The sequence below is a fragment of the Flavobacterium sp. ov086 genome, assembly GCF_900187965.1.
In the GTDB taxonomy this organism is placed as follows: Bacteria; Bacteroidota; Bacteroidia; order Flavobacteriales; family Flavobacteriaceae; genus Flavobacterium.
Genome location: NZ_FZNL01000007.1, coordinates 82,450 through 97,295 on the forward strand (window position 1 = coordinate 82,450; position 14,846 = coordinate 97,295).

The window sequence follows — 14,846 nt, forward strand, 5'->3', positions numbered from 1 at the left end:
CACTGGCCTGATAAATTATCAGAATGCAAATAAAAAAACTAAAAAAAGCGAGAATTTTAATTAACAAAAAACATTACCAAAATGAAAAAACTATTAGTTAGGAAGCTGAATTTTATTCCTTTACTGTTATGTTTGTGGTTGCCAAATATCAATTTTGCACAAGCACAAAAAACAATTTCAGGAAAAGTTACTGATGATAAAAATAATACGCTGCCAGGTGTAAGTATTTCTATCAAAGATTCTAAGTACAATGCCGCAACTGACATTGACGGAAATTATACGCTGGTATATTCCTCAAGTCTTACAGATCCGGTTATTGTTTTTTCTTATATGGGATTCATAGGAAAAAGCGAAGCCGTAAATAACCGCACAGAATTTAATGTGGTTATGCAGGAAGAAACCAATAAATTGAATGAAGTAGTTATTATAGGTTATGGTTCTCAGAAAAAGAGTAACGTTACCGGAGCTATTTCAACCGTTAAAAAAGAAAGTCTTGAAACCAGAGCTACAACAAGTCCGGCCGAGGCACTTCAAGGTTTAGTTGCAGGGGTAAACGTGCAAAAAAGCGGTGGTGTTGCAGGAGCTTCTGTAAGCGTAAAAATCCGTGGGGTAAATACCTTTGGAGCGACTGAACCACTTTATATTATTGACGGATTTCAAGGATCTATTAACACTGTAAATCCAACCAATATAGAATCTATGGAGGTTCTTAAAGATGGTGCTGCTGCTGCAATTTACGGATCTGTCGCTGCTAATGGTGTAATTATCGTTACAACTAAAAATGGTCAGAAAGAAGGCGTAAAAGTAGATTTCAGTTCGTTTTTAAGCATTACAAATCCATCAAAAACATTAGATTTATTAGACGCCGATGGGTATCGTACCGTTAATAAAAGAATGTATGATGAATATAACAAATATGCAACGTCACCAAAACCGCTTCCGGCTTATATCACGGCTCCATCTAATGTAAATACAGATTGGCAGGATGAAGTTTTCCGTTCTGGATTTACCCAAAATTACGGTTTAGGAGTTCAGGGAAGACAAGGTGATTTTAAATTTGCTTTATATGGTAATTTAGTAAAGCAAAAAGGTATTATAATTGATAATCAATTTGGTCAGCAAACCGCTAGCGCGCGAGTTAGTTTCAAAAAATCTATTTTTGATGTAGACGGAAAGATGGCTTATGTAGGATCGCAAAATGCATTGCCTAACTTTCAGTTAAAAGAAGTTTATACAATGGCGCCTTTGGTTCCGGTTTATGACGCAACACAACCATACGGTTACGGATTGGCAGACAAAAACGGTTTACCGGCTGCAACAAATCCCGTTGCCGAAGAGCACTTTAAAAAAAGTAATGATGTAGGACAGGATTTAACTGCAAATATTGCTATAACAACAAACATTGCACCTTGGATAAAATACAAATTAGCCTATTCTTACCGTGTAAAAAACAGCCAGCAAACGGCTCATTTTCCACCTTATATTGCCAACCCAAAAGAAGTGCATCTTTATCCAATGCAATCAGAATTGAGAACAACCTGGAACGAGCAGATATTAGACAATATTATTACAATTGATAAAACCTTTGGCAAACATGTCTTTGGTTTAATGCTTGGTAACACTTTTAACAGCCAATCATCAAACTGGAATGAGGTAAGTGTAGAAGGAAAAACAACAGATTATACCGTAGAAGACGGACAATTAGTTTCAGTTGACCGTCCATCTGGATTCCTGGATCCTGGATTTGAAACAATTGGAGCTGGAAGAGGAGGAACATATACTGCCGATGGTTCAAAATTTCAATACAATCGTGTATCATTTTTTAGCAGGTTAAATTACTCATATAATGATCGTTATTTATTGCAAGTAACCGTTAGAAAAGATGGTTCATCTAAATTTGGAGAAGACAGCCGTTGGGGAACATTCCCATCTGTTGCATTGGGATGGAAAATCGAGCAAGAAGATTTCTTTCCAAAAGATATGATCCTTTCTACTTTAAAATTACGTGCAAGCTGGGGACAATTAGGTAACGAAGCTGCTCTGGGATATTACTCTGCAAATACGTTAATTAATACAGGCAACTCTTTGCCTTTAGGTTACGTACAAGGAATTGGAAGTAATCCTTGGCCGGGAAGTATTGCAGTAGCATTAGAGAATAGAAACTTACAATGGGAAACCACAGATTCTAAGAATATTGGTATCGATTATACCCTTTTAAAAGGTAAAATTAGCGGTTCGATGAACTACTACCATAATGTGACTGATAATTTGTTAATTACTAAGAAAATAGCTCCATCTGCCGGAATCGACGATCCAATTCTTAACGTAGGTAAAATTAGCAACAGCGGATTTGAATTTGAAGTAAATTACCGTGATAAGATTAATGAATTCAAATACAATGCAGGTTTAAACTTTACAACACTTAAAAATAAAGTAGTAGAATTGGCTAACGAAGGACAAACTATTTACGGAGAAGGATTGAAATACGGAGACGAACACTTTCCAACTCAAGCTCGTGTAGGAAGTCCAATTAGCGGATTCTATTTATACAAAACAGACGGTATTTTCCAATCTGTAGATGAAGTAAATGCACACAGCAAAAACGGTGTTTTATTACAACCAAACGCTCAGCCTGGAGATATTCGTTTCAAAGATTTGAACGGCGACGGAGTTATTGACGAAAATGACAAAGCGTACGCAGGAACAGGATTACCAAAATTAGAAGTAAACTTAAGTTTAGGCGCAAGTTATAAAGGTTTTGATTTCTCTGCTTTAATCGGAAGTGGTTGGGGTAATAAATTATATAACGGAAACAGATATTTCTACGAATCTATGAATTCAGGAACCAATATGCTGGCTTCAACACTTAATTCATGGACACCTGAGAATCATAGCAACATGCCGCGTGCAGTATTGCAGGATCCAAACGGAAACAGCCGTGAATCTGATCGTTTTCTTGAAAGTGGAGATTTTATTAGAATGCGCCAAATACAATTGGGATATACTATTCCGAGCAAAATGTTAGGGAAAGCGAAAATTGACAAACTTAGATTTTATGTAAGTGTTGAGAACTTGTTTACCATCACCAATTATTCAGGAATTGACCCTGAATTCTCACGTGAAAAAATAATTGACACAGGTGTAGACCGTTTTGTTTATCCATTTACAAGATCATTTGTATCTGGTGTTCAGTATATATTTTAATTCTATTTAAATAAGACATTATCATGAAAAAGATATTTTTAATATTATCCACTATAGGTCTTTTCACTATCACAAGTTGTAGTGATTATCTGGACCAACAATCTCCGGATCAACTTACATCAGAAAATTTCTGGAGAAATAAGGCTGATGCCGAATCTGCTTTGGCAGCAACCTATTCACAATTAGAATGCGCCGTTGACGAATGGGCTTTCGCCGAAGTAAAATGGCCTGTGGAAGCCTATCGTGAAGACCTGAACGAATTAGGAAGTGATGCCTTAAACTACCAAAACTGGGTAGAGCTTTCGACATTTACCTACACAAACGGAAACAGCCAGTTTACCAGTTATTGGAAAATTAATTACAGAGGAATCAGTAATGCCAATCAGGTAATTGATAAATTGCCACAAGTTCCGGCAGCATCATTAAACGATGCTGACCGCAAACAAATTGAAGCCGAAGCTCGTTTTTTACGTGCTTATTATCACATGAAATTGCTTCTAAACTGGGATCAAATCTATATTAGAAGCAAATATATTACTAAAGAAAGCGACATAAATATTCCATTATCAACGCGTGCAGCAGCCTGGGACTTTATTACAAGTGAATTAAAAGCTGTTGCTGATGTGCTTCCTGCAAAACAAGCAGCAGACAAAACTGGTCGTGCAACAAGTGGAGCAGCAAATAGTTACCTTGGATTTGCTTATTTGACAAGAGCTTATGAAGAAACAGCTCAAAAACAGGCATTTTTAAACGAAGCGCTTACAGCACTTAACAAAGTACAAGGATATGAGTTAGTGAAAGATTATGTTTCTATGTTTGACGGAACTACAAAAAACACCAAAGAATCAATCTTCGAATTGCAATTCTCTGAAACTACAGCAAACGGAGCCTCCTATCGTAATGCACTTCACTACTGGATGGCATCATCTGAACTTGGAGGCTGGGATGAAATTCTTCCGAGTGCAATGTTAGTAAACGAATTCAAAAAAGAAGGAAAAATTGCCACTACAGGAAATTATGATACACGTCTTTACAGCACAATTTTCTTCAAAGACCCTTATTTCAATGATCCAAATAACCCATTGGTATTAGGAACAACTTATGATGAAAAATTTGGAGATACAAATAAACCTGTTTACCGCAGATACATACCAAGTACTCAGGAAAAAATGAATCAGGAGTTTACCGCAATCAATATTCCGTTAATGAGATATGCAAATGTATTATTGATGCAAGCCGAAGTATTGAACGAATTAGGACGTACAACAGAAGCGATTCCATATATTGATAAAGTTCGTGCAAGAGCAGATATGCCGGGAATGACAGGAACAACTGCAGCAGAAGTAAAAGCACAAATCGAGCACGAAAGAATCCTGGAATTTCCTCTTGAAAACTACCGTTTTTACGATTTACGTCGTTGGGGAAAAACAAAAGCTGCTCTTGATGCCGTTGGACGTACAGGTTTTGATGCATCAAAAAACAACTTTTACCCAATTCCATTGACAGAAATACAAGCGCATTAATCAGTAAAAAAAGAATTCAATTAAAGTTTTTTTCGCCACGAATTCCACGAATCTCCACTAATTTATTAAGTTGATTATTTTTATAATAATTCGTGATAATTTGTGGAATTCGTGGCGAACTTTTTTCTAAATCTGCGTGAAAAATAGTAGTATATTATATCCAATTAAAAACACATCATAAAAACAAAATAACATGGGCAAAAAGAAAATATTTTTCGTTCTTGCATCCTTTATTATAATACAATGCGGCTGGTCCCAAAAGAGTTTTCCAAACTTAGAATCGGGCAAAAACAGTATCAATTACAAAGGAAACCCAAAAAATGCAACAGACAGAACTCCATTAGTATTTTCAGATAAAGGAGCATGGTTTGCTTTCGGATTCTTAGACGGATCAGAAGTTCAGGCGGGATTTTCAGGACCATTTTTAATGACAGAACAAAACGGCGTTTGGCTAAGTCCATCGTTTGTTTCGTTACAGCTAAAAGACGAAAATAAGCAAGAAGTCATTAATTGGAAAACGTCATTAGTTGCTCAAAACAGCTACAACAGCCATTTAGAACAAGAATTTAAAAATGAAAAAGTAGAGATAAAACAACAGTTAGTTTTTTTATCAGCACATTCGGCATTACAAAAAACAAGTATTACCAACAAATCAGGAAAAGCAATCACAATTTTTCCTTCGTATGATTCGAATATTTTTTTAGATGATTTACAATTGTCTAAAGAAGGAAAAGGTTTAAAAATCATTTCTTCAAAAACTACTGCGACAGGTTATATTCAGTTTTTGAACAGCAATCCAGAAATCGAAATTACAAAACAAGGTTATAAAGCGCAGACAGAAAAATTGGTATTAAAACCAAATGAAACTAAAGAAATTGTAGTTGCTCATACCTTTATTTTTGCTCAATATTCATGGAAGAATGAAAATGCAGTACTTGCAAAAACTACCTTCAACACGTTATTAAACAACACACAAAAAGAAAAAGAAAAGCAATTGGCACAATTAATTGCCAGAAAGAAAAGTATTTACAAAGACGCCGTTTATTCTGATTTGATTGCAAAACTACTATTGACATTACAAAACAATACCAGAATTGCAGCAGAAGGATTAAAACACGGCGGACTTTTTCCGAGTTACAACTACGAATGGTTTCATGGTTTTTGGGCTTGGGATAGCTGGAAACATGCTGTTGCTGTCGCCAATTATGATTCGGAATTAGCAAAAGATCAAATGCGTGCTTTATTCGATTACCAGGAACCAAACGGATTTATTCCGGATTGTATTTACAGAAATAATCTTCTGGAAGAAAACAATTATCGAAACACAAAAGCGCCGCTTGCAGCCTGGGCAATCTGGAAAATTTATGAAAAAACAAAAGACGTTAATTTCATAAAAGAGTTTTATCCAAAACTGAAATTATATCACAATTGGTGGTACAAAGAACGTGATCACGATCAAGATGGTTTATGCGAATTTGGATCAACAGACGCAACGTTGATTGCAGCAAAATGGGAAAGCGGAATGGATAATGCCGTTCGTTTTGATGATAGTAAAATCCTGAAAAACGGAGAGAAAGCCTATTCATTAGATCAGGAAAGTGTTGATTTAAATTCGTTTTTATTTGCTGAGAAAAACTATCTGAACAAAATGGCAGCAGTTTTAAAACTAACCGAAGAAGCTAAAAAATGGAAAGACGAAAGTGTAAACTTAAAAGCTAAAATTCAAACTCAGTTTTGGGATGCTGAAACAAGCTGGTTTTACGACACCACAATCGACGGAAAAACATTGATAAAAGCAATGGGCTGTGAAGGATATTTGCCAATTTGGGCAGAAGCAGCGACACCCGAACAAGTCAAAGCAGCAAAAGCAAATATGATGGACACAAATTCTTTAAACACTTTTGTTCCTTTACCTACATTGGCAGCAAATCACCCTAAATTTAAACCGGAAGGTGGCTATTGGAGAGGTCCGGTTTGGTTAGATCAAAGTTATTTTGGAATAAACGGATTAGAGAAATACGGTTACAACACCGAAGCAAACGAGTTAGCACACAAACTAATTTATAATGCCGAAGGAGTTTTAGACAAAGGCACCTCTATTAGAGAAAACTATCAGCCCGTTACCGGAAAAGGATTAGAAGCCTTTAACTTTAGCTGGTCAGCCTCTCATTATCTAATGCTGCTTTTAGAAGATAAATAGTTAAACTAATTATCTAAATTTGATTAACACAATAATATTACAAAGTATGTTCTACCAAAAGATATCGCTTATAAAAATAGTAGTAACAGGATTGCTTATTGCCAATTGCAATATCACGCCTGTTTTTGCTCAAAGCAAAAAAACAACTGCGACAGAAAAGAAAGATCCACAGCGTTTTTTCTCAAAGCCTGATTTAATGCAAATCGGGGTGTATTATTATCCGGAGCAATGGCCGAGAGAACAATGGGAACGTGATTTAAAAAATATTAAAAAATTAGGATTCGAATTTACGCATTTTGCCGAGTTTGCCTGGACTTATATGGAACCTGAAGAGGGGAAATATGATTTTAAATGGCTGGACGATGCTTTGGCTATAGCCGAAAAACAAGGCTTAAAAGTAATTCTTTGCACACCAACACCAACGCCTCCGGCCTGGATGGGAGATAAGTATCCTGAGATTTATCTAGTTGATGCCAGCGGACGACGCAGAGAACATGGCAACAGAGCAAATGTGTCGATAACAAATGAAAAGTACAGAGAATTTACAGATCAGATTGTAGCAGAACTGGGGAAAAGATATGGTAAGAATAAAAATATCATGGGCTGGCAAATTGACAATGAACCTTTAGGAACTGCTGATTTTAGCCCTTCTGCCCGCAAAGCATTTCAAATTTGGCTTAAAGCCAAATACGTAACAATCGAAAAGCTGAATACAGAATGGGTTGGGAATTTCTGGAGTACACGCTACAATAATTTCGAGCAGATAGTTTTGCCAAATGCCGAAATGTATTTTGAAGACAAATTAAGTCCGCATGCAGTTTTAGATTTTAAAAGATTTACTTCTGAAGCACAAGGCGAATATCTAAACAGACAAGCTGAAATTCTTCGTAAATACATTGATCCAAAACAATGGATTACAACAAACTTTACCAATGTAATTTACGACGCTGATCCAAGAAATGCTAACAAAATGGATTTTGTAACCTATACGATGTACCCTGTAAGCGGGCAAAATCCTTTAGGCAGAGATAGTTTTAGAATGGGATCTCCAAGTAAAATTTCGGAAGCAAATGATTACTACAGATCAATAAGCGGTGTAACTGGTGTTATGGAATTGCAGCCGGGACAAGTAAACTGGGCAGGCATAAATCCGCAATTACTTCCGGGAACGGTTCACATGTGGATTTCGCAAGCGTTTGGCGGAGGTTGTTCTTTTACTTGCACCTACAGATACAGACATCCGCTTGGAAGCAGTGAAATGTATCACGACGGAATCGTAGGAACCGATGGTGTAACACTTTCTCAAGGCGGAAAAGAGTTTGTACAATCTATCGAAGACATGAAATTGCTTCGTAAAGAATACAATCCGAAAGCAGTAATTCCGGAGAATCTTTCTAAAAGAAAAACAGGATTTTTATGGAGTCATGAAAATCTTTGGGATCTGGAAAACCAAAAGCAAACTAAATTTTGGAACACCTGGAGACATAGAAATACGTACACGTCAGCCGTAAAATCAACCGGTGCGCCAATGGATTTTATTACAGAAGAAGATGATTTTTCTGCTTATCCATTTATCGTTGCTCCGGCTTACCAGCTTGTAGATCAGAAATTGATAGACAAATGGACTAAATATGTAGAAAACGGAGGAAATTTAATTCTTTCTTGCCGTACGGGTCAAAAAGATAAAAACGGACACTTCTTTGAGGCCAATTGGAGTGCGCCAATCGTGCCTTTAATTGGTGCCGATGTAGAATTTTTTGATATGCTTGTAGATGATGTAAACGGAACAATCAATGCCGGAACAAACACCTATAAATGGAATACCTGGGCAGATGTTTTAAACCCGAAATCGGGAACAGAAGTTTTGGCAACCTTTGCAGATCAGTTTTATAAAGGTAAAGCAGCAGCGATTACCAGAAAACTAGGCAAAGGAACAATTACCTATATTGGCGTAGAAAGTAAAGACGGAAACTTAGAAAGAGAAGTGGTTCGAACAATTTATGAACGTGCAAAAGTTGCAATCGAAGACTTGCCAAAAGGAGTTTATGTAGAATGGAGAGATGGTTTTTATGTAGGCGTAAATTATACAAATGAGCCTGTAAACTTACCAGTTCCTGCAGGAAGCAAAATACTTGTTGGACAAAATCCTTTGCAGCCGGCGCAGGCAATTATTTGGAAATAAAAGTAAAAAGTTTGCCACGAATTCCACGAATTTTCACTAATTACTATGCGGATACAATTTTAAAAAATTCGTGCTCATTTGTGGAATTCGTGGCAAAAAAAACAGTTCCTGCAAGGTTTTCGAAACCTTGTAAGTATAGTTAAGAAACCTACAAGGTCAGAAAAAGACCTTGCAGGATTACGTAAACAGACAAAAAAAATTAACAATGACTTTTTCAGAAGCAACTATTCAGGATTTAGTAAAAGAACATTACGGATTAAATGTGACCGTAAAAGCATTAAATGGGTACGATGAATTAAATTTTCTTTTATCAAACGAGAAAAACGAAAAATACATTCTAAAAGTGTCGAATGAGAGTCATCCATTTCCTTTTCTAGAAGCGCAGATAAATATTATTCAGCACCTTAAAAAAAGTAATATTTCAGACTGTTTTCAGCACTTTAGTATCAATAAACAAGGAGAAGAATTAACCAAAATAGTTAAAGATTCCAAAACCTATTACATTAGAATTCTGAACTTTCTGGAAGGCACTTTTTGGGTAGATGTAAAAGAAAAAACAGACGAATTACATCATAATTTAGGATCTTTTTTAGGCAATACGGACAATGCATTACAGGATTTTTCGCATCCTGCAATGCACCGCAGTTATACTTGGGATATTAGCCGTGCCAGTGAAGCAGGCGATAATCTGAAATATATTTTAAACCACGAAAAAAGACGTATTGCAGGATATTTTCTGTTACAGTTTGATACCGAAGTTCTGCCTCAGATTCATCGTTTGAGACACGCTTATATTCATAACGATGCCAACGATTATAATGTACTGGTTCAAGAAAATAAAATTAGTGGATTGATCGATTTTGGCGATATGGTTTATACCGCATTGATTAATAATTTGGCAATAGCGTGTACTTATGCGATGCTCGACGAAGAAGATCCGTTGGGAGTTGCGGCTGGGATTGTTGCAGGATATCATAAAGCGTATGCATTGACAGAGCAGGAATTGGATTTATTATATTATTTAATTGCCGGAAGACTTTGTATCAGCGTAACACAATCTGCTTATAATGCGTCATTAGACAGTAATAACGAACATCATTTTATTACCGAAAAACCAGCTTGGGATTTGTTGTATAAACTAATTGAGATTAACCCGATCAAGGCGCAGGATGCGTTTAGAAAAGGGTGCGGTTCTGCCGGATTAATTAATGAAGATGATTATAGCGATTTACTTGAAGTTCGTAAAAAGAAAATAGGTCGAAATCTAAGTATTGGTTACAAAGACAAACTAAAAATTGTTAAAGGAGCTTTGCAATATTTATACGACGATAAAGGAAGAACCTTTGTAGATTGTGTCAATAACCCTTCGCATGTTGGGCATTGTCACCCTGTTGTTGTTCGAAAAATGCAAAAGCAAATAGCAACTTTAAATACCAATACCAGATATTTAAACGACGCTATAACGGAATATGCTGAAAAATTAACCGCAACATTACCAGAGAAACTAAGCGTTTGTTACTTCGTAAATTCAGGAAGTGAAGCCAATGATTTAGCGATTAGAATGAGCCGCCATTTTACCAAACAAAAAGATATTATTGTACTCGATCATGCCTATCACGGAACATCGACGGTGGCAATGGAAATGAGTCCGTATAAATTTGACAGCAAAGGCGGATCAGGTCAAATGCCTTGGATTCACAAAGCGATTAATCCAGATTTGTATCGTGGTCCGTATAAATATGGCGATGCAAAAGCAGGCGAAAAATACGCGGCAGATGTACAAAGAATCATTGAAGACTTAAAAAAGGAAGACAAAGCACCAGCGGTATTTATCTGCGAAACCTTATTGGGAGTTGGAGGACAAATTCCGTTACCGGAAAATTATTTAAAAACTGCTTACGATTATGTCAGAGCAGCCGGAGGGGTTTGTATTGCCGATGAGGTTCAGGTTGGTTTCGGGAGAATTGGAGATCATTTCTGGGGATTTGAATTGCAAAATGTAGTTCCGGATATTATAGTTTTAGGAAAACCAATTGGTAACGGACATCCGCTTGCAGCAGTAATTGTAACCGAGGAAATTGCAGATTCTTTTAATAACGGACTGGAATATTTTAACACCTTTGGCGGAAATCCCGTTTCTATGACAACAGGATTAGCAGTTCTGGATGTTATTCAGGATGAAGAGATGCAAAAACATGCCCTGGAAGTTGGAAATCATTTAATGAACGGACTTAAAGGTTTAATGGCTAAACATCCAATTATTAGTGACGTTCGCGGACATGGATTTTTCATTGGCGCCGAAATGGTAAAAGACAGAACAACAATGGAACCCGCCGTTCCTGAAATAGATATCGTAGTCGAAAAAATGAAAGCAAACGGCTATTTATTAAGCACCGACGGACCTTTGCACAATGTTTTAAAAATAAAACCACCAATGACTTTCAGCAAACAAAATGCAGATGAAATGGTGAAATTATTAGATATCGCTTTAAGCGAATTGTAAAAGGAATCTAGTCGCTAAGTCGCCAAGGTTTTTAGAAAATAAAATTAATCGCGCAAAGACGCAAAGTCGCCAAGTTTTTGTCATTTCGACCGAAGGGAGAAATCACACTCGGGATTCGACAAAGATTGGTCTTTGCGAGGAACGAAGCAATCTCATTTGCAGAATCAATTTGTGATCTTTGTTAGTGTGGTTGCTTCGTTCCTCGCAAAGACAATATTGTGTTTAAACTTTGCGCCTTTGTGCCTTTTGGCAAATATTATATAATAAAGTATTAAAATGAATGATAATAATATCCTTTCCAAGAGTTCTATTAATCTTGAAGGTTTAGAAAAACAATTAGAAGGTAAATTATTTTACGATCACACCATGCGTTTGCTTTACGCAACAGACGCCAGCGCTTATAAAGAAATGCCTTTGGCGGTAGCGATTCCGAAAACGAAAGAAGATATTCAGAAAATTATTGCTTTTGCGAGAGAAAATAATAGCAGTGTGATTCCGCGTGCAGCAGGAACTTCGCTTGCGGGTCAGGTTGTTGGAAACGGGATTATAGTTGATATTTCGCAGGAATTCACCAAAATTATCTCGGTAGATCAGGCAAATAAATCGGTTTGGGTAGAACCGGGCGTAATTCGCGATGAACTTAACCTTCATTTAAAACCATACAAATTATTTTTTGGTCCCGAAACTTCGACCAGTAATCGTTGTATGATTGGCGGAATGGTCGGGAATAATGCGTGTGGCGCAAGATCAGTTATTTATGGATCTACACGCGAACATTTACTGGAAATTCAAGGCTTTCTAGCCGATGGAAATGAAATTACTTTTGGTTCCTTAACAAACGCCGAATTTGAAGATAAATGCAACGGAATAAATGTTGTGAGTCCGTTAGAACAAGCCATTTATATTCAGGCAAAAGAAATATTATCTTCTGCTGAAAACAGAACTTTATTCGATGATAATTTCCCTAAGAAAACAATTCCGAGGAGAAATACAGGATATGCTTTAGATTTATTGGCAGATTCTATGCCTTTTGGAACTTCTGATGAAAAGTTTAATTTCTGTAAATTAATTGCAGGATCTGAGGGAACTTTATTCTTTTCTACCGCTATAAAATTAAATTTGGTTGACGCTTTAAAACCTTATGCAGCTTTGGTTTGTGTTCATTTTGAAAGTATCAATGAATCGCTTAAAGCCAATATTGAAGCTCTGAAATTTAATCCGGATAGTGTAGAATTAATCGACCATTATATCTTGGAATGTACCAAAGAAAATATTGAACAAAGCAAGAATCGTTTTTTTGTAAAAGGAGATCCACAAGCAATTTTAGCGGTTGAATTTTTAAGAGATTCCCAAGAAGAAATTGACGCGATTGCAATAGAAATGGAAGCTTTGATGCGTTCTAAAAACTTGGGTTATCATTTCCCGATTGTTTATGGCGACGATACGAACAAAGTTTGGACATTAAGAAAAGCAGGTTTGGGATTATTGTCAAATATTCCCGGTGACGCAAAAGCGGTTGCAGTAATCGAAGATACAGCTGTAGATGTCAATGATTTACCGGAATTTATAGAAGACTTTAATGCCATTTTAAAGGAGCGAAATTTAAACTGCGTGCATTATGCGCATGCCGCAACAGGAGAATTGCATTTGCGCCCCATTATAGATTTAAAAACTAAAGAAGGCACAGCAATCTTTAGAACCATAGCCACAGATATTGCGCATTTAGTAAAGAAATACAAAGGTTCTTTGAGCGGAGAACACGGTGACGGAAGACTTCGCGGAGAATTTATCCCGTTAATGTTAGGCGAAGAAATCTATCAATTGTTTATTCAGATCAAACACGTTTGGGATCCATGGGGTGTTTTTAATCCGGGTAAAATCGTGAATACGCCGCCAATGGATTCTAGTTTGCGATACACAGCGGGTCAAGATACACCAATGCCGGAAACGTATTTTGATTTCTCTGAACATAACGGAATCCTGCGTGCTGCCGAAATGTGCAACGGATCTGGAGATTGCAGAAAAACAGAAAAAAGCGGCGGTACAATGTGCCCAAGTTATATGGCAACGCGCGATGAAAAACACACAACGCGTGCACGTGCAAACATGTTAAGAGAAACGATTACAAACTCTACAAAAGCAAATAGGTTTGATGATGAAAACCTGCTTGATGTACTCGATTTGTGCTTAAGCTGTAAAGGATGTAAATCTGAATGTCCGTCAAATGTAGATATGGCAAAATTAAAAGCCGAAACATTACAGCAATATCACGATAAAAATGGTGTCAAATTTCGTTCGAGATTGATAGGAAATACACCAAAAATAAATCATTTGTTTGCTGCGATTCCCTGGATGTATAATTTGTCTACAAAGGGAGTTTTGGGAAATGTGATTAAAAAAGCAACCGGTTTTGCAACAGAGCGAAAACTGCCTTTGATGCACAAAACTACTTTTGCCAAATGGATGAAAAATCACATTCAAAAAGGAGATTTTGTAAACGGTAAAGTATATTTATACAATGATGAATTTCTGAATTATTATGATGTCGAAATTGGTCAGACAGCTGTTAAGTTTCTGAATCGTTTGGGATATGAAGTTGAAATTCCAAAGATTGGTATTAGCGGAAGAACGTATCTTTCAAAAGGAATGCTAAAAGAAGCACGAGAAATTGCGGAACAAAATACAAGGGATTTCGAAACAACAATTCCGGAAAACGGCATTTTAATCGGAATTGAACCTTCGGCAATATTGAGTTTTCGCGACGAATATCCTGATTTATGCCGTGGAGATTTAAAAGCAAAAGCGAAAACATTTGCCCCTAAAACTTTTTTAATCGAAGAGTTTTTAGCCAAAGAATTAGACGCAGGAAGAATTTCATCGACAAGTTTTACTGATAAAACAGAGCGAGTTAGAATGCACGGACATTGTTTTCAGAAAGCTTTATCGTCATTAGTTCCATTAAAAAAGATATTAACGTTACCAAAGAATTATACTGTACTCAATATTCCGAGTGGATGCTGTGGTATGGCGGGTTCTTTTGGCTACGAAAAAGAACATTATGATATTTCTATGAAAATAGGGGAGTTGGTTTTATTTCCAACTATTCGCTCTGAAGAAATGGCAACCTTAATTTCGGCTTCGGGAACAAGCTGCAGGCATCAAATTGCGGATGGCACCGGACGAAAAGCACAACATCCTGTAGAAATACTTTATGAGGCTTTGAAATAGTTTTTA

Annotated in this window: 6 protein-coding genes; all 6 read left to right on the top strand. The window is 36.7% G+C overall.

The window, feature by feature from the left end; translation table 11 throughout:
* Positions 1–81: 81 nt before the first annotated feature.
* Complete coding sequence (locus tag CHB81_RS09880) at positions 82–3,204, top strand: TonB-dependent receptor (protein WP_254921041.1); 3,123 nt, start codon at positions 82–84, stop codon at positions 3,202–3,204.
* A gap of 23 nt (positions 3,205–3,227) precedes the next feature.
* Positions 3,228–4,727, top strand: a complete 1,500-nt coding sequence (locus CHB81_RS09885; protein WP_089351734.1) for a RagB/SusD family nutrient uptake outer membrane protein — start codon at positions 3,228–3,230, stop codon at positions 4,725–4,727.
* A gap of 193 nt (positions 4,728–4,920) precedes the next feature.
* The gene (locus tag CHB81_RS09890; protein WP_089351735.1) at positions 4,921–6,927 is read left to right on the top strand and encodes a trehalase family glycosidase; all 2,007 of its coding nucleotides are present in this window, start codon (positions 4,921–4,923) and stop codon (positions 6,925–6,927) included.
* A gap of 46 nt (positions 6,928–6,973) precedes the next feature.
* Positions 6,974–9,109, top strand: a complete 2,136-nt coding sequence (locus CHB81_RS09895) for a beta-galactosidase (RefSeq protein ID WP_089351736.1) — start codon at positions 6,974–6,976, stop codon at positions 9,107–9,109.
* A 205-nt stretch (positions 9,110–9,314) separates the two neighbouring features.
* Positions 9,315–11,612 (top strand): aminotransferase class III-fold pyridoxal phosphate-dependent enzyme, encoded by a 2,298-nt coding sequence (locus CHB81_RS09900; protein ID WP_089351737.1) that lies wholly within the window; start codon positions 9,315–9,317, stop codon positions 11,610–11,612.
* 276 nt (positions 11,613–11,888) lie between these two features.
* Positions 11,889–14,840, top strand: a complete 2,952-nt coding sequence (locus tag CHB81_RS09905; protein ID WP_089351738.1) for an FAD-binding and (Fe-S)-binding domain-containing protein — start codon at positions 11,889–11,891, stop codon at positions 14,838–14,840.
* The last annotated feature ends 6 nt before the right edge of the window (positions 14,841–14,846 follow it).